The 23,492-nt window shown below is 43.7% G+C and carries 23 protein-coding genes; 7 read left to right on the top strand and 16 right to left on the bottom strand.

Features of this window, described 5'->3' with window-relative positions; translation table 11 throughout:
- Nucleotides 1-51 precede the first annotated feature (51 nt).
- The 5 genes from tusA to ilvG all read right to left on the bottom strand — a co-directional run bounded on the left by tusA (nt 52) and on the right by ilvG (nt 6,217).
- Nucleotides 52-300, bottom strand: coding sequence for a sulfurtransferase TusA (tusA, locus tag I1A42_RS10885; RefSeq protein ID WP_161155647.1), 249 nt, complete (start codon nt 298-300; stop codon nt 52-54).
- 371 nt (nt 301-671) lie between these two features.
- Nucleotides 672-2,204, bottom strand: coding sequence for a threonine ammonia-lyase, biosynthetic (gene ilvA, locus I1A42_RS10890; protein ID WP_161155645.1), 1,533 nt, complete (start codon nt 2,202-2,204; stop codon nt 672-674).
- 4 nt (nt 2,205-2,208) lie between these two features.
- On the bottom strand, nt 2,209-4,050 hold the full coding sequence (ilvD, locus tag I1A42_RS10895) for a dihydroxy-acid dehydratase (protein WP_196123486.1): 1,842 nt from the start codon (nt 4,048-4,050) through the stop codon (nt 2,209-2,211).
- Between the two features lie 224 nt (nt 4,051-4,274).
- Nucleotides 4,275-4,559 (bottom strand): acetolactate synthase 2 small subunit, encoded by a 285-nt coding sequence (gene ilvM / locus I1A42_RS10900; RefSeq protein ID WP_161155641.1) that lies wholly within the window; start codon nt 4,557-4,559, stop codon nt 4,275-4,277.
- A gap of 11 nt (nt 4,560-4,570) precedes the next feature.
- Nucleotides 4,571-6,217, bottom strand: coding sequence for an acetolactate synthase 2 catalytic subunit (gene ilvG / locus I1A42_RS10905; protein WP_161155639.1), 1,647 nt, complete (start codon nt 6,215-6,217; stop codon nt 4,571-4,573).
- A 476-nt stretch (nt 6,218-6,693) separates the two neighbouring features.
- Between ilvG and I1A42_RS10910 the strand changes: the two genes are divergently transcribed.
- Both I1A42_RS10910 and I1A42_RS10915 read left to right on the top strand, forming a co-directional pair.
- Nucleotides 6,694-8,217: a YifB family Mg chelatase-like AAA ATPase gene (locus I1A42_RS10910; RefSeq protein ID WP_196123826.1), complete on the top strand. Its 1,524-nt coding sequence runs from the start codon at nt 6,694-6,696 to the stop codon at nt 8,215-8,217.
- Nucleotides 8,218-8,305: 88 nt separating this feature from the next.
- The gene (locus I1A42_RS10915; protein ID WP_196123487.1) at nt 8,306-9,187 is read left to right on the top strand and encodes an acyltransferase; all 882 of its coding nucleotides are present in this window, start codon (nt 8,306-8,308) and stop codon (nt 9,185-9,187) included.
- 61 nt (nt 9,188-9,248) lie between these two features.
- Here I1A42_RS10915 and I1A42_RS10920 read toward each other — a convergent pair whose 3' ends face one another.
- The 4 genes from I1A42_RS10920 to I1A42_RS10935 all read right to left on the bottom strand — a co-directional run bounded on the left by I1A42_RS10920 (nt 9,249) and on the right by I1A42_RS10935 (nt 11,562).
- On the bottom strand, nt 9,249-9,848 hold the full coding sequence (locus I1A42_RS10920) for a thiol:disulfide interchange protein DsbA/DsbL (protein ID WP_161155635.1): 600 nt from the start codon (nt 9,846-9,848) through the stop codon (nt 9,249-9,251).
- 29 nt (nt 9,849-9,877) lie between these two features.
- Complete coding sequence (locus tag I1A42_RS10925; protein ID WP_196123488.1) at nt 9,878-10,864, bottom strand: serine/threonine protein kinase; 987 nt, start codon at nt 10,862-10,864, stop codon at nt 9,878-9,880.
- Between the two features lie 157 nt (nt 10,865-11,021).
- The gene (locus tag I1A42_RS10930; RefSeq protein WP_161155634.1) at nt 11,022-11,288 is read right to left on the bottom strand and encodes a YihD family protein; all 267 of its coding nucleotides are present in this window, start codon (nt 11,286-11,288) and stop codon (nt 11,022-11,024) included.
- Nucleotides 11,289-11,394: 106 nt separating this feature from the next.
- The gene (locus I1A42_RS10935) at nt 11,395-11,562 is read right to left on the bottom strand and encodes a hypothetical protein (protein ID WP_196123489.1); all 168 of its coding nucleotides are present in this window, start codon (nt 11,560-11,562) and stop codon (nt 11,395-11,397) included.
- Between the two features lie 396 nt (nt 11,563-11,958).
- Here I1A42_RS10935 and I1A42_RS10940 point away from each other — a divergent pair, with 396 nt between their 5' ends.
- Together I1A42_RS10940 and trhA are read left to right on the top strand one after the other, a co-directional pair.
- The gene (locus tag I1A42_RS10940) at nt 11,959-12,762 is read left to right on the top strand and encodes a sporulation protein (RefSeq protein WP_196123490.1); all 804 of its coding nucleotides are present in this window, start codon (nt 11,959-11,961) and stop codon (nt 12,760-12,762) included.
- A 131-nt stretch (nt 12,763-12,893) separates the two neighbouring features.
- Nucleotides 12,894-13,538 (top strand): PAQR family membrane homeostasis protein TrhA, encoded by a 645-nt coding sequence (gene trhA, locus I1A42_RS10945; protein WP_161155630.1) that lies wholly within the window; start codon nt 12,894-12,896, stop codon nt 13,536-13,538.
- On the opposite strand, the gene I1A42_RS10950 is transcribed toward trhA, so the two are convergent.
- From I1A42_RS10950 to def, 6 genes are read right to left on the bottom strand one after another with little or no spacing between them, the layout of a single operon-like run.
- On the bottom strand, nt 13,535-14,119 hold the full coding sequence (locus I1A42_RS10950) for a DUF3157 family protein (protein WP_196123491.1): 585 nt from the start codon (nt 14,117-14,119) through the stop codon (nt 13,535-13,537). The two genes, trhA and I1A42_RS10950, sit on opposite strands and share 4 nt — an antisense overlap.
- A gap of 9 nt (nt 14,120-14,128) precedes the next feature.
- Complete coding sequence (locus I1A42_RS10955; RefSeq protein ID WP_161155626.1) at nt 14,129-15,574, bottom strand: TrkH family potassium uptake protein; 1,446 nt, start codon at nt 15,572-15,574, stop codon at nt 14,129-14,131.
- 12 nt (nt 15,575-15,586) lie between these two features.
- Nucleotides 15,587-16,963 (bottom strand): Trk system potassium transporter TrkA, encoded by a 1,377-nt coding sequence (trkA, locus tag I1A42_RS10960; protein WP_196123492.1) that lies wholly within the window; start codon nt 16,961-16,963, stop codon nt 15,587-15,589.
- 58 nt (nt 16,964-17,021) lie between these two features.
- A complete protein-coding gene (rsmB, locus tag I1A42_RS10965) occupies nt 17,022-18,302 on the bottom strand; it encodes a 16S rRNA (cytosine(967)-C(5))-methyltransferase RsmB (protein ID WP_196123493.1) in 1,281 nt (426 codons plus the stop codon).
- 51 nt (nt 18,303-18,353) lie between these two features.
- Nucleotides 18,354-19,301, bottom strand: a complete 948-nt coding sequence (gene fmt / locus I1A42_RS10970; RefSeq protein WP_161155620.1) for a methionyl-tRNA formyltransferase — start codon at nt 19,299-19,301, stop codon at nt 18,354-18,356.
- A 13-nt stretch (nt 19,302-19,314) separates the two neighbouring features.
- Nucleotides 19,315-19,830: a peptide deformylase gene (def, locus tag I1A42_RS10975; RefSeq protein WP_161155618.1), complete on the bottom strand. Its 516-nt coding sequence runs from the start codon at nt 19,828-19,830 to the stop codon at nt 19,315-19,317.
- Between the two features lie 296 nt (nt 19,831-20,126).
- Between def and dprA the strand changes: the two genes are divergently transcribed.
- The 3 genes from dprA to I1A42_RS10990 are packed head-to-tail and all read left to right on the top strand — an operon-like array spanning nt 20,127 to nt 22,290.
- The gene (dprA, locus tag I1A42_RS10980) at nt 20,127-21,212 is read left to right on the top strand and encodes a DNA-processing protein DprA (protein ID WP_161155718.1); all 1,086 of its coding nucleotides are present in this window, start codon (nt 20,127-20,129) and stop codon (nt 21,210-21,212) included.
- A gap of 2 nt (nt 21,213-21,214) precedes the next feature.
- On the top strand, nt 21,215-21,691 hold the full coding sequence (locus I1A42_RS10985; RefSeq protein WP_161155616.1) for a DUF494 family protein: 477 nt from the start codon (nt 21,215-21,217) through the stop codon (nt 21,689-21,691).
- A gap of 14 nt (nt 21,692-21,705) precedes the next feature.
- Nucleotides 21,706-22,290, top strand: a complete 585-nt coding sequence (locus tag I1A42_RS10990; protein WP_161155614.1) for a DNA topoisomerase family protein — start codon at nt 21,706-21,708, stop codon at nt 22,288-22,290.
- 66 nt (nt 22,291-22,356) lie between these two features.
- Here the strand turns inward: I1A42_RS10990 and I1A42_RS10995 are convergent, their stop codons facing one another.
- Complete coding sequence (locus tag I1A42_RS10995) at nt 22,357-23,490, bottom strand: 5-(carboxyamino)imidazole ribonucleotide synthase (protein WP_161155612.1); 1,134 nt, start codon at nt 23,488-23,490, stop codon at nt 22,357-22,359.
- Between the last annotated feature and the right edge of the window lie 2 nt (nt 23,491-23,492).

The following is a 23,492-nucleotide window of genomic DNA, read 5'->3' on the forward strand; positions in this document are numbered from 1 at the left end:
ATAATAAAACAGGCTGCCCTCGGGCAGCCTGTTTTATTTGGTCAACTTAATTTATTCTAAGCCTTTCTTAATGAGATAGAGATAAGGCAATGTCTCTGTTTGAACTTCTAATAATTGATGATCCATAAAGCGGCAAAAACTAGGTATATCCCTAGTTGTTGATGGATCATCGGCCTTAATTAGAAGAGTTTCTCCATCCTTCATATTACGGATCGTTTTTCTCACCATCATCACAGGTTCCGGACAACGCAGTCCTTCAGCTTCGAGTGTGACAGTAGCTTCTTCAGAATTTAAATTCATGGTCAAACCTAGGTTAGGAAAGCGCTTGAGGCGTAGATAATACTAGTGCAGAAAAAATATTCAATAATGCCTTGGCAAAGTGAATATTTTGTTATAGTGTTATTAACAAATGTGTAACAATTTGTAGCTGTTTGTTGCTAACGATTTGTGCCATTAAAAAACGCTAAGCAAATTGTGAATCTTCACCATTTGAAAAATATAGTCACAGTATCCATTACCACCATAACAACTCCTAAATACTATCCCTATAATTTCTTGGGCTTTCCCGTCGTAAAGGCGGGACTTTTTTTTGCTATTGATAATATTGATGTTATAAAAAACCATCGCTTTAGCGATGGTTTTGATATTGGAAATCTTGGTATTGCGGGTAGCTACTTAGCAAGAAAGAATCGATAAGACGGATTATCTGTTTCATCTTGGTAGTGATAGCCAAGTTCGACCAAGTGAGCAGAAAAGCGCGCTAAATCATCATGACTGAGTTCAAAGCCACACAGCACTCGACCATAATCAGCCCCATGATTGCGGTAGTTGAACATGCTGATGTTCCAGTGAGTTCCTAATGTGCTCAAAAATTTTAAAAGAGCACCCGGGTATTCAGGAAATTCAAAGCTATACAACCTTTCTTGGATTGGTTTTGATGGTCGACCACCAATCATATAGCGAATGTGCAATTTAGCCATTTCATCGTCAGATAAGTCCTGAACAGGGTAACCACCTTGACGCAAGTCATTGATGATATTTTTTAGCTCTTCAGGGCCACCAGCTAAACGAACACCAACAAAGATATTCGCAAGTTGATCATCACCATAACGATAGTTAAATTCAGTTACTGCTCGACCACCAATGATTTGGCAGAATTCGAAAAAGGCACCTTTACGTTCTGGAATTGTGACGGCTAATAAGCCCTCGCGTTTTTCACCTAATTCACAACGTTCTGATACATAGCGCAGACCGTGGAAGTTAGTATTGGCTCCAGAAAGAACGGTTGCCATTTTTTTACCTGACAATTTGTTGTGTTCAGCAAACTTTTTCAAACCAGCAAGTGCAAGTGCACCGGAGGGTTCTGCAATCGCGCGAGTGTCTTCAAAGATATCTTTTACAGCGGCGCAGATTTCGTCGCTAGACACGCACACATGCCCGTCTAGATACTGTTGGCATAAACGGAATGTTTCATCACCAATGCGTTTTACCGCAACCCCATCGGCAAACATGCTGACTTGATCGAGTACCACTGGTTCTCCGGCATCAAGTGCTGCTTTCAAACAAGAGGAATCTTCAGGTTCAACAGCAATGACTTTGACTTCAGGCATAAGCTGCTTAATGAGCACAGCAATACCAGCCGCTAAGCCACCCCCTCCAACAGGAACAAAAATATATTCCAGACCGCTGTTTTGTTGCAGCATCTCAAGGCCAATTGTACCTTGTCCGGCAATCACTAGAGGGTGGTCAAAAGGAGGCACAAAGGTGTAACCATGTTTTTCGGCTAACCGTTCTGCTTCCCCTTTCGCTTCATCAAAGTTGTTACCAAATAACACCACGTTACCGCCAAACCCTTTTACGGCAGAGACTTTAATATCTGGCGTAGTTTTAGGCATGACAATCGTGGTGCGAATACCAAGTTTTGAACCGGAAAGAGCCATTCCTTGAGCATGGTTACCCGCAGAAGCCGCAATCACACCAGCCGCCTTTTGCTCTTCAGTTAAGCTTGAAACCATGTTGTAAGCGCCACGCAATTTAAACGAATGAACGGGCTGGCGATCTTCTCGTTTAATTTGTACAGAGTTACCAATTCGTTCAGATAAACGTGTCATCTCCTGTAATGGAGTAACGTGGGCAACATCGTAAACGGGTGCTTTGATTATTTGGCGCAGATATTCTGCGCCAGTGGTTTTGGTTGCGGTCATGAGGTTAGCCCTCTAACTTCGATTTATCGCGCACCGCCCCTTTGTCAGCACTTGTTGCCATGCTGGCATAAGCTTTTAGCGCAAAGGATACTTCACGTTGGCGAGAAATTGGCTTCCAACCAAGTTTTTCTTGTTCTGCGCGACGTTGAGCTAATTCATCTTCAGATACATTGAGTTCGATGGTGCGATTTGGAATATCGATAGCAATGGTATCGCCAGTTTTCACTAGGCCGATAATACCACCATTGGCAGCTTCTGGAGAGGCATGACCAATAGAAAGACCGGATGTACCACCAGAGAAACGACCGTCGGTTAATAGAGCACACTCTTTACCAAGCCCCATCGATTTTAGGTAAGTGGTTGGGTACAACATTTCTTGCATACCTGGACCACCTTTAGGGCCTTCGTAACGAATCACGACGACGTGGCCAGCTTTTACCTTACCACCTAAGATGCCTTCAACAGCATCTTCTTGGCTTTCAAACACGATAGCTGGACCGGTAAACTTAAGGATGCTTTCATCGACACCTGCTGTTTTCACAATACAGCCATCAAGAGCAATGTTGCCTTTTAGTACAGCAAGACCGCCGTCTTGGCTAAACGCTTTCGCTTTTTCACGAATACAACCATCATTACGGTCATCATCTAGTGTATCCCAACGGCAATCTTGTGAAAAAGCTTCAGTGGTACGGATGCCCGCAGGGCCTGCACGATAAAAGTCTTTAACATCGTTAGATTGAGTTTGAATCACATCGTATTGAGCTAATTGCTCTTTCATAGACATGCCAAGTACAGTACGAGTTTCTTCGTTTAGTAGACCTGCACGTTGTAACTCACCTAAAATACCCATTACGCCACCAGCACGGTGAACATCTTCCATATGGTATTTTTGAGTTGATGGTGCCACTTTACATAGATGAGGAACTTGACGAGATAGGCGGTCAATATCAACCATGTCAAAATTAACGTCACCTTCTTGCGCTGCCGCTATTAAGTGCAATACGGTGTTAGTTGAACCACCCATTGCAATATCAAGCGCCATCGCATTTTCAAACGCTTCTTTACTTGCAATTTTGCGAGGTAGGGCTGATTCGTCATCTTGTTCGTAGTAACGTTTAGTCAATTCAACGATACGACGGCCGGCGCTCAAGAATAGTTCTTTACGATCTGCGTGTGTCGCAACTAATGAACCGTTGCCTGGTTGAGATAGGCCAAGAGCTTCAGTTAGACAGTTCATAGAGTTTGCCGTAAACATGCCTGAACAAGAACCACACGTAGGACATGCAGAACGCTCAACTTGCTCAACTTGTTCATCGGTCACCGTTGGATCAGCACCTTGTTTCATTGCATCGATCAAATCGAGTTTGATGATTTGATCAGAAAGCTTAGTTTTCCCCGCTTCCATTGGGCCGCCTGAAACAAAAATAACGGGAATGTTAAGGCGCATTGAAGCCATCAGCATTCCAGGAGTAATTTTGTCACAGTTAGAAATACAGACCATGGCATCAGCACAGTGAGCGTTCACCATGTATTCCACTGAGTCGGCAATCAATTCACGAGAAGGTAGGGAATACAACATACCGCCGTGACCCATTGCGATACCGTCATCTACAGCGATAGTGTTGAATTCTTTAGCGATACCACCAGCGGCTTCGATTTCGCGAGCGACCATTTGACCAAGATCTTTAAGATGAACGTGGCCTGGTACGAATTGAGTGAAAGAGTTCACAACAGCGATAATTGGCTTACCAAAATCACCTTCTTTTACGCCCGTTGCACGCCAAAGTGCGCGAGCACCTGCCATGTTTCTTCCGTGGGTTGTTGTGGCCGAACGATATTTAGGCATTGCTTTGTTCCTTGTTAATTTTATGTGGTTCAACCAAGGCAGTTCTCTATTGTCATTGGCTTGTCGTTGGTTGAACTTTAGTGTTTGCCTGTGCTTTGTGAAATCTTGCTCTTAATGCAAGTTAACAGAGTTTCTGCGATATTGAGGATGAACGACAATCCTCGATATGAGTTCACGCCTGATGGGGCTTTACCCAAAATCAGGCGTGAATAATAGGCACTCCATTATGCACAAATTTTTTGCTGTAAGTTGTTATTTGGAAGTTCGTCATTATTGATTTTAGTGACCTCAACTGTACGAACATCCCAAAGTTTTTCTATTTGATCTGTCAGTGTGGTTATCGGTCTGTCGCTATCGACAATGATTTCAACGCTGGCAATTTTGCTTGCATGATTTTGTGTACCAGCTACTTGTCGAACAATGAAGCCGCGATGGCGTACGACACGTAGAACACGTTCAAGTAGTACGGGTTTGTCGTCTGCTTTAATGTCAATTAGATATCTTTGCATTACTACTTCTCCTATGTGTTCTCTAACATGTCGCTGTTGGATGCACCTGGTGGTACCAACGGCCATACATTTTCTTCTTCGTCGATTTCAACATGCAATAGGTAAGCAGTTTTACTTGCTAACATTTCTTGCAGTGCAGGTTCAACTTCTTCTTTTTTAGTGATGGTTTTACCTGGAATATCAAACGCTTTTGCCAGCATTACGAAATCTGGGTTGTCGTCTAAAATCGTTTCGCTGTGGCGACCATCAAAAAAGAGTGATTGCCATTGACGAACCATACCTAAACGCTGGTTATTCAATAGCACGATTTTTACCGGAATTTGGCGACGTTTTAAGGTGCCTAATTCTTGCACGTTCATCATGAATGAGCCATCACCAGAGATCAGAACGGATTGATCGTCAGGGCGGGCAACTGCTGCTCCCATTGCTGCAGGTAAACCAAAGCCCATAGTGCCAAGGCCGGCAGATGAGATAAAGTTTTCTGGTTGTCTTGGCTGGATATGTTGCGCGGACCACATCTGGTGTTGACCAACATCGGTCGAAACAACGGTAGAATCCGGCATCATGTCTGACAGCTGTTTTAACAATAGTGGAGCATAGATAGCTTCGCCCGGATGGTCGTAACGCCATTTATGTTCAGAGCGAAGGTTTTCACTGTGTGTTAACCAAGATGAGATGTCGTGGTTCAGCTCTAATTGAGGAAGGATAAGATTAATATCCCCACGAAGTGCTGCGTTTGCTTTACGTAATTTATTGAACTCAGCCGCATCAATATCGATATGGATGACTTTAGCTTTTGGAGCAAAGGTGTCTAGTTTACCTGTCACGCGGTCATCAAAGCGAGCACCGACTACAATCAACAAGTCACAATCTTGAACAATAAAGTTGGCGGCTTTAGTCCCATGCATACCCAGCATTCCCAGATAATGAGGGTCGTTACGCTCGATAGTGCCTAAGCCTTTTAATGTGCTGACCGATGGCATTGGGTTCATGTGCAAGAACTGACGAACGGTATCAGTTGCTTTGGCAAGTTGCACACCACCACCCACATAAAGAACAGGATGCTGGCTATTAGCAATAAGCTCTTGGGCTTGTGCGAGTTGCAATGGTTCAACAACAGGAATGGCTGGTGGGGTGACGTTCGGTAGGATTTCGCTTGGTGCAGCAGCTAATTGTACGTCTTTAGCTATATCGACAATCACAGGGCCAGGGCGACCAGATTGAGCAACTTCGAAAGCTTCGGCGAGGGTTGGAGCAAGTTCTTCGATATCGGTAACAAGGTAACTGTGTTTAGTACAAGAAAGGGACATACCGATTACATCCATTTCTTGGAAGGCGTCTGTCCCTATATGGGAACTAGCGACTTGCCCTGTTATAGCCACCAAAGGTACCGAATCTAAAAAGGCATCAGCAAGGCCAGTGACTAAGTTAGTGGCTCCTGGTCCTGAGGTTGCCATACAAACGGCGACGCTTTGTGTGGACCTTGCCATACCGATGGCGGCCATGGCTGCCCCTTGTTCGTGACGACATAAAACGTGTTCAACGCCTCCATCGTATAGCGCATCATAGATTGGCATGATTGCGCCGCCAGGATATCCAAATACGGTTTGGATTCCTTGCTGTTTAAGGGCAGCTACGACTAATTGTGCTCCGGTCATCGTCTCTCCCCTTTGCTACGCTGTCTGTCGTAGCTTGTTGTTGTGTTGTGTTTGCACTTCATGTGCCACTCCCATTCTTCCGGTTCTTTTTGACTACTCTGTAGTCAGGTTGGCTAATTTTTGTCTGTCTTTAGTTGTAAAAAAACCCCCGGACTTTTCAGTGCGGGGGTTTTAAAATTTAGTGGTTTACCTAGCGCCCACAAGCCCCCGCGCGGTGCCAATAATGACCACGAGAATAAGGCTAATTGAGAGGTTGTGTGCGTTAAAAATCATTGTGTATTTTCTTAAATTAATCGTGTTGTTGTTAAGAAATATCCTGTACCCCTAGTGTTATCACATTATTCTGTTACCTGACAAGCAAAAACTCATTCTTTTTTCATATTCTTCCTTTTTACTCATGGTGTATATATCCATTTGGATTATGTGAATAACTATATATTCCTACATGGAATATTTGACTAAAAAGGTAGTTAATGATGGGACTTGCAATTATTCATAGCCGAGCCAGTGTTGGGGTAGAAGCTCCCTCTGTTACAGTTGAAGTGCACATCAGTAATGGTATGCCAGGGTTTACATTGGTGGGATTGCCTGAAACGACGGTCAAAGAGTCTCGCGATCGCGTGCGTAGTGCCATTGTTAATTCTCGTTTTGAGTTTCCATCAAAGAAAATAACCGTCAATCTAGCGCCTGCTGATTTACCTAAAGAAGGTGGCCGATTTGATTTGCCGATTGCTCTGGGAATTTTGGCCGCATCTGAGCAAATCCCGATGACTCAGTTAGATCATTATGAGTTTTTAGGCGAACTGGCGTTGTCGGGGGATATTCGTCCTGTGAAGGGAGTATTACCTGCAGCTTTGGCTGTGAAAAAAGCACAGCGATGTTTGGTGGTGCCAGAGGCAAATGGTGATCAAGCTGCCTTAGTTGGACAGGAGTTACACAAATCCGCCCCGACGTTACTTGATGTGTGCGCTCAACTTTGTGGGCAAAAAAACTTATCTCTCTTTCAAACGCCAGCTCGAGCCATTGATGTAGTACCTACGCGAGATTTGCAAGATATTATTGGCCAGCAGCAGGGAAAACGGGCATTAGAAATTGCCGCTGCGGGGAATCATAATTTGTTGTTCGTTGGTCCGCCGGGAACAGGTAAAACGATGTTAGCTTCGCGTTTGTGTGATTTATTACCTGAAATGAGTGATGATGAAGCGATGGAAAGTGCGTCGGTCGCGTCATTGACTCAGCAAGATATTAATCAACACAATTGGAAGACTCGACCGTTTCGATCTCCTCATCACTCCAGTTCAATGGCTGCTCTAGTCGGAGGAGGTAGTGTGCCTCGGCCTGGAGAGATTTCTTTAGCGCATAATGGGCTGCTGTTCCTCGATGAAATGCCAGAGTTTGAGCGTAAGGTTCTAGATTCTCTGCGAGAACCTTTAGAATCGGGTGAAATTATTATTTCTCGTGCACAAGGAAAAACGCGTTTTCCAGCACGTTTTCAACTGGTAGGAGCGTTGAACCCTAGTCCGACTGGATATTATGAAGGGAGCCAAGCTCGAGCTAATCCTCAAGTTATTTTACGTTATTTAAGCCGCCTATCCGGGCCATTGTTGGATAGGTTTGATATGTCGATAGAGATTCCTGCTTTGCCTAAAGGAACATTAGCTAATGGTGGAGAACGCGGAGAATCCACGGAACAAGTTCGTTTGCGTGTACTAAGAGCACGCGAAGTCATGTTATCTCGCTGCGGTAAAGTTAATGCATTGCTGCAAAGTCGAGAAATTGAGCAATATTGTCCTTTAAATAAGGAAGATGCAGAGTTTTTAGAAACTGCGTTGCACCGGTTAGGGTTATCTATACGGGCTTACCATCGAATTATTAAGGTAGCACGAACTATTGCTGATCTGCAGGGAGAGCAGCATATTCAGCGTTCCCATCTCGCAGAGGCATTAGGGTATCGAGCGATGGATAGGCTGCTAAAACAGTTAACGGCTCAATCTGTCTAGTAGTCTGACCATAGAAAGAAATATTTCATAAACACACTAAGCTAGTATAATTACACGCTGTTTTTTTCTTCTCTTTTTTAGTTGTATTATGCTGGCTTACCCACTCCTAATTATTAATGTGCTACTGGTTTTACTTAATACTGCAGTAAATTCGATATTTATCTGCTTGGTTGCGATCGTAAAATTATTTCTCCCTACCGCAAAGTTAAAGCGCGCAGCTACGCGCATGGCAGATAAGTCCATGTGGTTATGGGCAACAGTGAATACTGGTATTTTGGCAATGTCTAATCGAGTTGAATGGGATATTGATGGGTTAGACGTGTTAAAGAAAGATGGCTGGTACTTAATGATCAGTAATCACTTAAGTTGGACCGATATCGTTGTGTTGTGCAGCGTATTCAAAGATCGAGTCCCAATGCCAAAGTTTTTTCTAAAGCAGCAGTTGCTTTATGTGCCATTTGTTGGAATGGCTTGCTGGGCTTTAGATATGCCATTTATGCGCCGTTATTCTCGAGAGTATTTATTACGTCACCCTGAAAAACGTGGTCAAGATTTAGAAACAACACGTCGTTCATGTGAAAAATTCAAATATAACCCAACTACGGTAGTGAACTACGTGGAAGGCACTCGTTTTACCCCCATGAAACGTAAAAGCAGTCGTTCTCCGTATCAGCATCTTTTACAACCTAAAACGGGTGGTATTGCCTATACATTAGCGGCAATGGGAGATCAGTTTGAAAATATTATTGATGTCACTCTTGCCTATCCCGATAACCTTGATAAACCTTTTCGCGATATGCTGATGGGAAGAATGAAGAGAATTGTGGTTAAAGTAAACGTGCTGCCAGTCGATGAGCGAGTAACTGGTGATTACTTCAATGATAAGCCCTATAAGCGGCAATTTAATCAGTGGTTACACCAAGTGTGGGAACGAAAAGATGAAACGTTAAAGCGTATTCATAAAGACTGAACCATAAATCGAACAAAAAGGGAGCCAATGGCTCCCTTTTTGTTTAAACATTCAAGCTGAATTACAGTTTAGTAAGGTAATTCACAAGGTCGTAAAATTCATCAATAGACTTGATACTGCCCATTTTTACTAGGTATTTGTTGTTAACGACAACAGAAGGCACGCCTTGTAGGCCAAAGTCTTGGAAGTTTTTATCTGAACGACGAGCCATTGAATCAACGGCAAAGCTATTGAAAGCATCGTCGAACTTTTTACCGTCTACACCGTGGTCAACGAATATTTGACGTAGTTCTTCAACATTTTTTGGTGGCTTACGTAAGTCATGGATTTGCGCAAACATAACAGGAATCATTTTATCTTGTACATCTAAAGCAACCATGGTGAAAAAGGCTTTACTCATATTGAAACCCATGTTGCCACCCATGAATGATACATGGCTTTTCTCTAGTGTGATGCCTTTGCCAAGATGACTGTTAATCTTTGACATGATTGGCTCAAAAGCGTGGCAGTGTGGGCAGTAGAATGAGAAAAATTCTACCACACTAGGTTGTTCAGAATGGGGTTGATCAAGTTCAGTGTAATTCACCCCTGCTTTAAATTGAGCGGCGTGAGCCGATAGGCTTAACATTAGAGTTGCAGCAAGTGCAAACAGCTTTTTCATTATTTACTCCATTAATTCTTAACTAGCAGCTACCATTGAGGCATCAAAGACAGAGGTGCTTCTGCAAGTGCAAAAAGTTGCTCTTTAAAGGCCAACACTTGGCTTTCCCAATATTTCGGATCATTAAACCATGGAAAGGCAAGAGGAAAAGCAGGATCATTCCAGCGTTTTGCTAGCCAAGCCATATAGTGCACCATTCGTAGACCACGCAGTGGCTCGATTAGTTTCAATTGATTAACATTAAAATCGCAAAACTCTTGATAACCTTCAAGCAAAATATCAAGTTGTACCAGCTTATCTGCACGTTCCCCATTAAGTAACATCCAGAGATCTTGTATTGCCGGGCCATTACGAGCGTCGTCTAAATCAACGAACATTGGCCCATCTCGCCATAAAATATTGCCGGGATGACAATCGCCATGTAAACGAATAGGCGTGTAGTTATTATTCCAATGTTGTTCAATCTCTTTTATTAACATATCGAGATCATTAAAGAACGAGTTTTGTAGGTGTAGTGGAACAAAGTCAGCGTTTTGCAGAATTTGCTTGGGCTGATATAAGTATTCATCTAGGCCCAAGGTTGGTCGGTGAGTAAAAGGCCTTGTTGAGCCAACTTTGTGAATTCGCCCAAGAAAGCGACCAACCCATTCGAGCTGTTCTTCATTATCAACCTCAAATTGGCGCCCGCCGACGCTATTAAAGAGTGCAAAGCGGTAGCCTTGATATTCATGTAGTGTTGTGCCGTGAAAGATTAGTGGCGCTGCAAGAGGTATCTCTTGCTCTTCTAGTTCACAGGCAAACTGATGTTCTTCGAGAATTTGTGCCTCACTCCAACGATCCGGACGATAAAATTTCACTACGTAGCGGTGACGATCTTCATCGACAAATTGGTAAACCCGGTTCTCATAGCTATTTAGAGCGAGAAGTCCGGATTCAGCGCGAATGCCGATACTTTCTAATGCATACCACATGAAGTCTGGAGTGAGTGCATCGAAATTGAATGTGGCTTGAGTCATAAGGCTTTTATTCAAACATGAGTGTTGCCCTTATTCTAACCATGCTGAATGAATAATGCTTAATAAGTTTTGGTTGTGATAAATAAGAAGTGCTGTTGGGGTTGAGATATTAGTAAAGAAAAGCAGCTCATCGAGCTGCTTAGAGTGATGCTGGAAATTAATCAATGAGACCGCGAGCACGTAAAATAGCGGTTTTGAAATCTTCTTCGTAGTCTTTTTGAAGACCAGGAATTGCTGCAGTTTTATCGCTGTTTCGCATTTTTAAGTGGTAAATCAGAATATCGTCAGTGAGCTCTTCCAATGGTTTTTCAAATCCCGCTTCTTCAGCAAGTTTGATGAGAAACTGAACTAAGTTCATTTCAGAGTCTTTATCCCATTCGGGTTGCAGTAATTCGAGTAACTCTTCCACACGATGGCAAGTCATGGCTTTCTCCACAATTTTTGTAATGATTTTGTTTAAAGGTATCAAATTGTGTTGGGAATACCAATGAGGGATAAATAAAAAAGCGCAGGATCACTGCGCTTTTCAATTACGCTGCTTTTACTACTTTTGTTTCTGTTGGAGCGTGATAGACGCTGTGTTCAACAGGAGTAGCTGCAGGTGAGGTTTTTTTAACAACTGTTGTGTATGCGAAGCCGTTACGACGACGCGATGCACCACGGTTGGGTTGAGAAAACCTGACGGTTGCTGGTCGCATTCTTTTACCTAACTGTCAGGCACGTCCATTGCCGCAAATATCCCTAGATAACTACGAGTTGAGCTTCATACTGCGAAGTGGTGAAGGGTAGCTCATTGGCAAGTGCCGTTCCTTAATAGTTCCCTAGGACTTGATGTGAAATCACATCAACGCGAGAGTATCATCTTGCTCATAATTGGTCGATACTTGACCAGTATTTTTTCGACACATATACGACTAAAGATGTAGACACAAGTCATGTATAGCCTCATGTTTTGCGCAATTCAGCTTATTTTTACGCAAGCTGCTGATTACGAAGCGTGGTAATAATTTGTATAACAAGTTTGTTACTTTCGTATTGAGTTTTACCTGCTTTTATCGGTAGTATAAATTTTGACTCAATGATTGGAGGTGTATATGTCCTTACTGAAAAAGACCCTCTCAAGCTTTGGAATTGGTGCTGCAAAAGTAGATCCTATACTGCAGCAAGACGTGTTGTATCCGGGGCAAACTGTCGCTATCCATATCCACGTTTATGGTGGCGCCCATGAACAGCAAATCGAGCGTATTGAGTTAAAATTACGCTGTCGTTATATCGCTGAATCCCTATCAGAGACTGACGCTGACGTTATTCCTCTTGTCCAGCGCTCCACAGAAACTTACACCTTAGCTAATTGGTCATTACAAGAACCTTTTATGTTGTCTTCGGGTGAAGAAAAAAATATCCAAGCTCAAATCACCGTGCCGTGGAACACCCCGGTTACTATTGGCGATGCGAAAGTCTGGTTAGAGACATCATTGGGTGACTCTGAACAGTCTGATGTTCAAGATAACCAAGCGGTGACGATTAGGCCAGATTCATTGTTAGATGGTATTTTTGGTCGCTTGGAAGCGAAAGGGCTCCGTCTACGCCAAGCAGAATGTGAAGCAATGGATGGTATCGCTTTCCCATTTGTGCAGGAGTTTGAGCTTATTCCCACCGATGGTCCATACCATGGTTTGGTTCGAGAACTAGAGATAATTACGTATCGTGACCAGAATACCTTACAAGTATGGTTAGATGTGGATCGCCCACAACGAGGAGAGCAGACGATGCTGGCTCGAGAAGTTGAAATGGGAAATTACCGAACACACCTAACTTTCTCCAATGCATCTTTGCCTGAAGATGCAGCGCAACAAATTCTTACGGTATTAGATCAATGTGAGCTAGAAGTTGAATAGCCGATTAGTGCGGTTAAAGTTCACGGATTGTTAACACACTCAGCTTACATGTGTAAGCTGAGTGTGTCATACTCACATTACGCCCAATAACTCTTAAGTAAAAATGGTAAGAGAGAAAGTAAAAGGTGCTTATGTCGAGTTCTAATTATAGCCTTAAAGAAGAAATAGCTAACGCGCTGAGCCATGGTCTAGGTTTGGTGCTAGGCATTGTCGGTTTGGTGTTATTACTGCTCAAAGCCATTAATCATAGTGCCGATGCATTAACCATTACGAGTATGAGTATTTATGGTGGCAGCATGATTGCTCTATTTTTAGCGTCAACGCTCTACCATGCCATTCCGCACCAAAAAGCGAAACGTTGGTTAAAAACGTTTGATCATTGCGCTATTTACCTTTTGATCGCTGGTAGCTATACCCCATTTCTATTGGTTGGTTTAAGAACGCCTTTAGCGATCGGACTGATGATCGTCATTTGGGCCATTGCTCTGATTGGCATAGTCATGAAAGTGGCGTTTGTTTATCGCTTCAAGCGCGCCTCTCTTATTACCTATTTATTGATGGGGTGGTTATCGCTGGTGGTGATATACCAACTAGCTATCCATATCGATATTGGCGGTTTAACGTTGTTAGCGGCAGGTGGTGTGGTGTATTCGCTTGGCGTCATTTTTTATGTGGCAAAACGCATTCCGTTTAATCATGCCATATGGCATGGATTCGTGTTAGCTGGATGCGCCTGCCATTTCTTAGCAATTTATCTCTATATTCAGCCTGTTTAACGCATTTCTACTTGGGTGATTTTGGCTTTTAGTTGATATTGCTTGAGCTGGGTAACCTCGATATGGAGAGGTTTACCATCGGCTGATGTTTGTGGTCGCAGGTAGGTATCACCCATACGTTTAATGGATTGCCACACAGTATGAGTGCCGCTTTGTAATGGGTGTCCTTGACCATCTTGCAGTTGCCAGTCGATATCTATTCGGATGGCTGATTGATGTGTTTGGTTAGTGATGACCGTCGGGATAGTTAATTCACCATCATCGTAATCTGCTGCTCCCAATACGACATCAACACCCGAGTCACTTAATTGTAATAGTGGTTTATTACTCCCTAAGTTTATGACCGAGGTCGGCATTGAGTGGGGGATGACGGGAGCGGCTACTGGTGCTGCAATTGTCGCGACTGGTGAGATTAATTTCTGCTGTGTTTTCGCTGACTTTATCGGCTGTTTAGATACGACATATTGCCAAGTAAAGTCATCATTTAAGGTAACCTGCCTGCCATCAGATAAAGTGGCTATTTGGCTTGCGCTGGCTAAAGAAGTCCAGACCAGACAGGTAATAGAAAGTAAGGTTTTCATAAGTATTCCTTAACGACGCCAAAAGGCAGGGAAGAATAAAACGAGAATAGTCAGAATTTCCAAACGCCCCATCAACATACCAAAGCTCAGCACCCATTTGGCTGCATCAGGTAAAGAAGCAAAATTGCCTGTTGGCCCAATAACAGTCCCCATACCTGGACCCACGTTGGATACTGCGGTAATCGAGCCTGAAATGCTGGTTAAAGGATCTAAACCCATAGCAGATAAAATCGCAGCAATAACAATGATCGTTAGGCCAAAAGTGATCCCAAAGGCGACAACAGAACGAACGATATCTTCATTGACTGGGCGTTGGTTATAGCGTTGAACGAAAACGCCTGATGGGTGAATCAAGTTCATCATTTGTTTTTTCAGCAGTGCCATCGCAATCTGAAAGCGGAAGATTTTAATTCCTCCTGCGGTAGAACCTGAACAAGCTCCGGTCATCATTAAGAAGATGAACAAGGTGCTGGGTAGGGCGCCCCATGCGGTAAAATCATCCAAACCAAAACCAGTGGTAGTCACGACAGAGACGATATTGAACATCGAAACCCGCAGAGCATCCATAAATGGGTAGTTGTTGTGCAGATTTAGCCAAAACGCGACCATTAAACTGGAAATAATAAACAGCCAAAAGAACCCACGGACCTGAGCATCACGAAAAATTTCTAAAGGACGACGTTTTCTCACCGATGTCACTAAAAGCAAAAATGGTAAACCGCCGAGGAACATAAAGAGAATTGCGACCCAATGAGCGCCTTTAGAAAAATGATTCATTGAACCATCAGAGGTGGAATATCCACCGGTCGAAAGTGTGGTGAAGGCATGATTAATTGCTTCGAAAACGGTCATACCTGTTGCGACATAACCGAGAATACAAAGTCCTGTGAGTATTAAATAAACAGAAACGATATTTTTGGCGACTGTTTTTGCTCTCGGGCTACTTTTATCTGACCAATCGGAAGATTCCGTTTGGAACAGTCTCATCCCACCTACGTTGAGCATTGGCAAGATTGCCACCGCCATTACGATAAATCCAACGCCACCTAACCACTGTAATATAGAACGCCATAACAGAATGCTTGGTGCCATGTTATCTAAGCCACTTAATACGGTGGAACCCGTAGTCGTAATACCTGACATGGTTTCAAAGTATGCATCCGTAAAGCTAATGTGGTTGATGAACATAAAAGGGAGTGCTGCGAAGACACTGGCTATCGTCCAAACCAAGCTGGTAATAAGAAACATATCTCTCACACTGAGGCGAAAGTCTTTGGTTCTCCCGAGTGTCAACAAGATAAAAGAGCCAATATGAGTAATAATGACTGCTTCAGCAAAGCTAATAAAACCACCGGTCCCAGTAAAAAAAGCGACCAGTGTCGGTACATACATAAAAAGGGCTAGTTTAGATAACACTAACCCGAGTACAAATAAAATGGGGCGCAAATTTAGCATGACGCCGATAACCTATAGGAAGAATGGGCTTGGTTGGAAAAGTGCTTCCACATCTGGAACATACTTTTTGTTCACGAGGAACATGACGACGTGATCGTCTTGTTGGATCACAACATTATCATGTGCAATCAGGACTTCGTCGCCACGAACAATCGCCCCAATGGTTGTACCTGGAGGTAATTTAATTTTACCAATTTCTCTGCCGACGACTTTAGAGGTTGTTTCATCACCATGGGCAACGGCTTCGATTGCTTCTGCTGCTCCGCGGCGAAGGGATGAAACGTTAACAATATCAGCCCGGCGTACGTGAGTTAACAGCGCAGAAATTGTGGCTTGTTGTGGTGAGATAGCGACATCAATCACACCTCCTTGAACTAAATCGACATAAGCGCTGCGCTGAATCAGTACCATCACTTTCTTGGCCCCCATGCGTTTAGCTAACATGGCTGACATGATGTTGGTTTCATCTTCATTAGTGAGAGCAATAAACACATCCACTTGATCGATATTTTCTTCAGTGAGCAGCTCTTGGTCGGCGGCATCACCACAGAATACGATGGTGTTTTCTAGTTCTTCTGATAGCTGTTCTGCGCGCTGATAGCTACGTTCAATCAACTTAACGCTATAGCTGTGTTCTAGCTTTCTGGCTAAGCTTGCCCCAATGTTACCACCACCTACGATCATGATACGACGGTAAGGTTTTTCTAACCGTTGTAGTTCACTCATGATGGAGCGAATGTGATTACTGGCTGCGACAAAAAATACTTCATCGTCGGCTTCGATGATGGTTGAACCTTGAGGTCGAATCGGTCGGCCTTGGCGGAAAATGGCTGCAACACGAGTATCAATGTGCGGCATATGTTCACGTAAGGCGGACAACGCATTACCCACGAGTGGGCCACCATAATAGGCTTTTACAGCCACTAAGCTGACCTTTTCCTCTGCAAAACTGACAACTTGCAGCGCACCTGGATATTGAACTAACCGGCGAATGTAACGCGTTACTAGTTCTTCAGGAGCGATTAAGTGATCAACGGGAACTGCCCCCGATTGGAATAAGGCTTCTTTTTCGGCCAGATATTGTGGAGAGCGAATACGAGCGACGCGGTTTGGGGTGTTGAAAAGAGAAAAGGCGACCTGACACGCCGTCATATTCGTTTCATCAGTATTCGTTACGGCAACAAGCATATCGGCATCTTGTGCCCCTGCTTCACGAAGTACATCGGGGTGGCTAGCGTGACCTGTTACGACACGCAAATCATATTTATCTTGTAGTTCTCGCAGGCGATCGCTACTTTTATCGACGATCGTAATGTCGTTGTTTTCACCGACTAAGTTTTCAGCTAATGTGCCGCCAACTTGTCCTGCACCAAGAATGATGATTTTCATACCTTGTTCTCTTTCATTCATGGCAAAGGCAGCGAAATGCTGCCTTTGCCGTTTTCAATTATGCTTGCTTGGTTAGAACGGCATAGTAAAAACCGTCCATATCCTCTTCACCAGGAAGAATTTGACGGCCAGGATGTTCCTGATTAGAACCTATCAATGTAGCATCAGATGTTCGTTCTAGAAATGCTTTTACCTGCAAGGTATTTTCTTGTGGGGTAATTGAGCAAGTGGCATAAACTAACGTACCGCCAGGCTTCAATTGCTGCCACATTGCATCCAAAATTTCACTTTGCAGTGTTGCTAACACTTCAATATCTTCAGCGCGGCGTAGCCACTTTATATCTGGGTGACGGCGAATGACGCCTGTTGCTGAACATGGAGCATCCAGCAGAATACGGTCAAATTGCTCTCCTTGCCACCATTCTTGTGGTTTTCGTGCATCGCCGCAAATAACTGTTGCTTCTAAATTTAAACGTTCAAGGTTTTCATACACACGTTTCAAACGAGTGGCATCATTGTCGATTGCGACGACTTCTTTGGCTTTGATATGTTCTAGCATATGGGCAGTTTTTCCGCCCGGAGCTGCACAGCAATCTAGAATACGTTCACCATTTTTCGGTGTGAGGTAGTGATAAGACAGTTGTGCTGCCGCATCCTGTACCGATACCCATCCTTGTGCAAAACCTGGAAGTTGGGTGACATCGCAAGGATGTTCAAGCTTCAATGCATCTTCCGCTAGGCTATGTAGAGTGCTCGCTATGCCTTCATCAGCCAGAATTGCTTGGTATTCTTGAGCTGTATGATGGCTATGGTTCACGCGAAGCCACATTGGTGCCTTAAGATTATTCGCTTCGACGATGCTCTCCCATTGCTCGGGGTAGCTACTTTTAATCAGTTTCAATAGCCAGCTTGGGTGACCATATTTACCTGCATCATGACTGATGGCTTTAGCATCCAATTCTTCTTGCTGGCGTTGATAGTTGCGTAAAACAGCATTAATAAGACCACGCAAGCGAGGACCACGTAGCGTCTTTGTTGCTTCAACGGTTTCCCCTACGGCGGCGTGAGCTGGAATACGCATTGAACTCAGTTGATAGATGCCAACGAGAATCAGATGGTGAAATACACGTTGTTTACCTTTTAAGGGCTTATCCATCAATGCATTTGCGATAGATTCTAAGCGAGGTAAAAATCGTAGAGCACCGAAACAGATTTCTTGTAGTAGTGCGTGATCACGAGGTTTGATTTTCTGCTGAGCAGCAGGGAGTGCCGCTGATAGAGAGTAACCCTGATCAACAACTTGGAATAACACTTGAGCAGCCGCGGCGCGAACATTCATGGTGGTGAACCTATTGGTAAAACATCGACCCTATGGAATAGGGTCGCGAGATTAATTCAATTGTGTGCCAACTTCAAACCAAGCAGCACGAGAGTTGAGTATGTCTTGCACTGCCATAGCCCGTTTACCTGGAATTTGTATCGTTTCCAATACCAGAACGTCTTGGCCTGTAACGACGTAAATACCAGTTTTATCCGCTTTGATGATGGTGCCTGCTGGTTTATCTGTCGTCATTTTTTCAACGCGTGTTTGCCACACTTTGATGTGATTGTCTTCAATAGAAAAATGACTCATTGGCCAAGGGTTAAAAGCACGGACACAACGTTCAATGGCTGCAGCATCCATGGACCAATCAATTTGAGCTTCTTCTTTGCTGAGTTTCTTCGCGTAGTTAGCCTGTTCATCGTCTTGCTTAACAGCAACGGCATTGCCAGCTGCGATGTCATTTAAACAGTCTAGAAGCGCTTGTGGACCTAGCTCAGCCAGCTTTTCGTACATTGAGGCACTGGTGTCTGTTGCTTCAATCGGTAAGGTTGCGATGCTGAGCATGTCGCCAGTATCGAGCCCTTCATCCATTTGCATGATGGTGACGCCTGTTTCTGCATCACCCGCCCAAATCGAACGTTGAATAGGAGCAGCTCCGCGCCAGCGAGGGAGAATTGAACCATGGACGTTGATACAACCTAGCTTGGGAGTCTCAAGCACTTGCTTCGGTAATAACAGACCGTAAGCCACCACGATCATAAGATCAGCATTTAAATCGGCCAATTCTTGTTTTGCTTCGTCAGATTTAAAATTGACGGGTTGATAAACAGGAATGTTATTTTCTAAAGCGATATTTTTAACTGGGCTTGCTGTTAGTTTTTTACCGCGACCTGCTGGGCGATCTGGTTGGGTATAAACAGCAATAACTTCATGCTCCGAAGACAACAACGCCGCCAAGTGACGGGCGGCGAAATCCGGAGTACCTGCAAAGACAATGCGTAATGATTGGCTCAAGGTGACCTCACTCTTAATTTTGATTCTTTTCGTTGGCGCGTTTGATTTTTTCTAACTTGTCTTTGATACGTTTGCGTTTCAAAGGCGATAGGTAATCGACAAACAATTTACCTTCCAAGTGATCGAGTTCGTGCTGAACACAAATCGCGAGCAAATCATCCGCATCAAATTGATATTCTTCACCATTACGGTTTAATGCTTTTACCGTAACTTCTGCTGCTCGAGGAACTAAAGCACGAGCCCCTGGTACGGACAAGCAGCCTTCCTCAATTCCATCTTCACCGCGTTTTTCAATAATTTCAGGATTGATCAAAACCATTGGTTCATCGCGATTTTCAGAAACATCAATTACCACAATACGTTGGTGAACGTTGACTTGTGTTGCCGCAAGACCAATACCTTCCTCGTCGTACATGGTTTCAATCATGTCATCGACAATTTTTTGAATCTCTGGCGTCACTTTCTCAACCGGCTTGGCAATAGTGCGCAGACGATCGTCGGGAAATGTTAATACTTGTAATACAGACATATACACTCAAAATGTTGAACTGTGCCGAAACAGCTAAAAGCTTATTGGCTCAATTCTAGACATTTTAAGCCCCAAATGACAGCATCTAAGCGCAAAATCTACGTATTTTACGTGTTTCTTTGTGGTAATTTGAATGCTTATCTTACCTTATATTTTGTAAGGTTTTGTGCTTTTTTATACGAAGAGATTATACCGGGCGATACTCATGGCCTGTCGAAACTTAAAGGTTGGTTTATTCTACGCTGATTGGGAGAGACATTACTGTGTTAAATGATAATGCGTTATCGGCTTGGTTAATGCTGAGTTTTACTCCTCGTATTGGTGCAAAATCGTTAGCAAAATTTTTAAGTAAGGATGCACCAGAAAAGTTAGTGAACTACTCTGCCCCGCAATGGCAAGCGTTGGGGTTAAAACCCGATCAAATAAACTATCTTAATTCCGCAGCAAAAAAAGAGGTCGATGCGTGTTTTGTCTGGATGAACCAAAAAGATAACCGTTCGATTATTACATCACTTGATGAACATTACCCTGCCTTATTACGACAAATTTCTTCAGCGCCTCCCGTACTTTTTGTAGAGGGAGACAGTTCTTGTTTAGACAAGCCCCAGGTTGCGATTGTTGGCAGTCGTGGTGCAACAGTAGAAGGTCAACGAGCCGCTCATCAATTTGGACGAGAGTTGGCTGAGCAAGGGATAGTCGTAACCAGTGGTCTTGCTTTAGGTATTGATGGTTATGCCCATGATGGAGCATTAAGTGGACAAGGTGAAACCATTGCTGTTTTGGGCTCAGGTTTGAATCAAATTTATCCAGCCCGCCATCGTCAACTAGCCGCAAGAATTGTTGAATCAGGGGCGTTGGTTTCCGAGTTTCGACCAGACATGAAACCTAGGGCAGAGCACTTTCCTCGCCGTAATCGAATTGTTAGTGGTTTATCTTTAGGTGTATTGGTGGTCGAAGCCGCCGTCAAAAGCGGTTCGCTGATTACGGCACGTTACGCTGTTGAGCAAGACCGAGATGTGTTTGTATTGCCAGGTACTATTTATCAAGCCAATTATCAGGGGAGTAATGAACTCATACGCCAAGGTGCAAGCCTAGTGCAAAACTCTCAGCAAATTGTGGAAGAGCTCAATTTATTACTCAATTGGTCGCTTAATCAGCAGACAATGCAGCAATCTACACTTTTTTCACCCCCAAATAGCGAAGAACAATTGCCATTTCCCGAGCTGTTAGCTAACGTAGGAGTAGAAGCCACACCAGTTGATATTCTTGCAAGCAGGACCAATATACCTGTGCATGAAGTCATGACGCAGCTTTTAGAGTTAGAACTCTCTGGGCATGTGGTTGCAGTTTCTGGTGGCTATATTCGTAAGGGGAGGGGCTAGCTATGATGATGGATATTCTAATGTATCTGTTTGAAACTTATATCCATAGTGATGCAGAGTTACAAGTAGATCAAGATGAGCTCGAAGATGAACTTCTTCGTGCAGGGTTCCACCAAAAAGACATCTATAAAGCCCTTCACTGGTTGGAAGAGCTTGCTGGATTGCAACAAACCGATGCACATTCAGCTATCGCAACCAGCGCGACAACGTCCATGCGTATTTTTTCTGCAAAAGAAATGGAACGTTTAGATCGCGAATCCCGAGGATTCTTGCTGTTTCTTGAGCAGATAAAAGTGCTGACCTCTGAAACTCGTGAAATGGTGATCGATCGAGTCATGGGGCTGGAAACCAATGAATTTGAACTCGATGACCTGAAATGGATTATCTTAATGGTTCTATTCAATGTTCCCGGTAACGAAAATGCGTACACCTTGATGGAAGAGCTTTTGTACAGCAAAGAACAAGGCATTCTTCACTAGGTCAACGTTGGTATATGAGCAGTAAAATCGATCAGCAATTATTTTCATCCACAGGCAAGGCTTCTGAGGAGCCTTGCCCTAAATGTGGTAAGCCACTTGTTATACGCCATGGTAAACATGGTCCATTCTTAGGTTGTAGTGACTATCCAACCTGCGATTACATCAAAACATCTCATAATAATGATGGGCATATTGTAAAAGAGTTAGGGGTTCCATGCCCTGAATGTGGCCATGAGTTGGTATTACGCCAAGGTCGTTATGGTATGTTTATTGGCTGCAGTAATTACCCTGACTGCCATCATATTGAATCAATTGATGGTCCAGACGAAGAGCCAGTTGCAAGTGATATTGTGTGTCCTGAGTGTGGTAAGGGACATCTCATTGAGCGTAAGAATCGCTTCGGGAAAATGTTCTATGCCTGTGACCAATATCCTAAATGCAAGTTTGCTGTTAATCAGCCCCCTGTTGCGGGTGTGTGTGAAAAGTGTGGTTTTCCGCTGTTGGTTGAAAAGAAAACAGCGCAAGGAGTGAAGTACCAATGTGCTGATCGCAAATGTGGTCATATACAATCGCAAGAGACAAGCTCTGACGAGCAGTAACAGATAAATAACAAAAAAGACGGCGCTCAATTGAGCGCCGTCTTTTGTTATACAAAACTGATAAATTTACGCTTTAATGTGCTCGGCGACTTCGTGAACAGCAGGAAAAGCCTCTTTATCTAGTAACTTCGCAAGTTCACACAGTTTACGTTGTAGTTCGCCTGTGTAATCTGCAGTGATATTGATGTGACCCATTTTACGGCCAGGGCGTTTTGATTTCCCGTACCAGTGAATATGGCAGCCTTCCATCGCTAACAACTCTTGCGGCAAGGAATCTTCACCAAGGATATTAATCATCGATGTCTCGCGTACCAACTTGGTGCTACCTAACGGCATACCACATACCGCACGAAGATGATTTTCAAATTGGCAAACTTCAGCGCCTTGTTGAGTCCAGTGACCTGAATTATGAACGCGAGGGGCAATCTCATTCACCAGCAATTGACCATCCACATCAAAGAATTCGATCGCAAGTACACCCACATAATTGAGCTGGTTAGCGACAGCAGTAAACATCGATTTTGCTTGTTGCTGCAATTCAGGCGCATCAATCGCCGTTGATAGGCTCAATACACCGTTAACATGGATGTTTTCTGCCAATGGATAAACCACAACATCGCCATTTACACCACGAGCACCAACAAGAGATACTTCACGGTCAAAAGGTATAAATTGTTCAGCAACAATCGCTTGGTTATCGGATGCAGCAATGCATTCTTGCATTTCAGTCCAGATTTCATCAATTTGGCTGAGCTCTTTTAAGCGCCATTGGCCTTTACCATCGTAACCACCTAATGCACTTTTGAGCACCATTGGGATACCCACGTGCTCTATGGCTGCATCAAAATCATCACGAGTATTAATGACATAGTATTTGGCATTTTTTACGTTCGCGGTATCAAGGAGTGCTTTTTCGATACGGCGGTCACCACCTGCTTTGATCGCTTCACTACTTGGTAAGAATTTACCGCTTTTCTCACAGATAGCTAAGATATCGTGTGGGATATGTTCGAATTCTGCGGTGATGACATCAGCATCTGCAATGGCTTGATCCAGAGTTTGCTCAATAGGAGTTTGAGTGAGAGGATGTACTACTCTATCGGTAGTGACATCATAGGCTGACAACGTAATATTCAGTGGTGCGCCTGCAAGAGACATCATACGTGCAAGTTGACCAGAACCTAGTACCAAAACGTGCATCA

Origin of the sequence: Vibrio nitrifigilis (assembly GCF_015686695.1) — a bacterium.
GTDB lineage: Bacteria > Pseudomonadota > Gammaproteobacteria > Enterobacterales > Vibrionaceae > Vibrio > Vibrio nitrifigilis.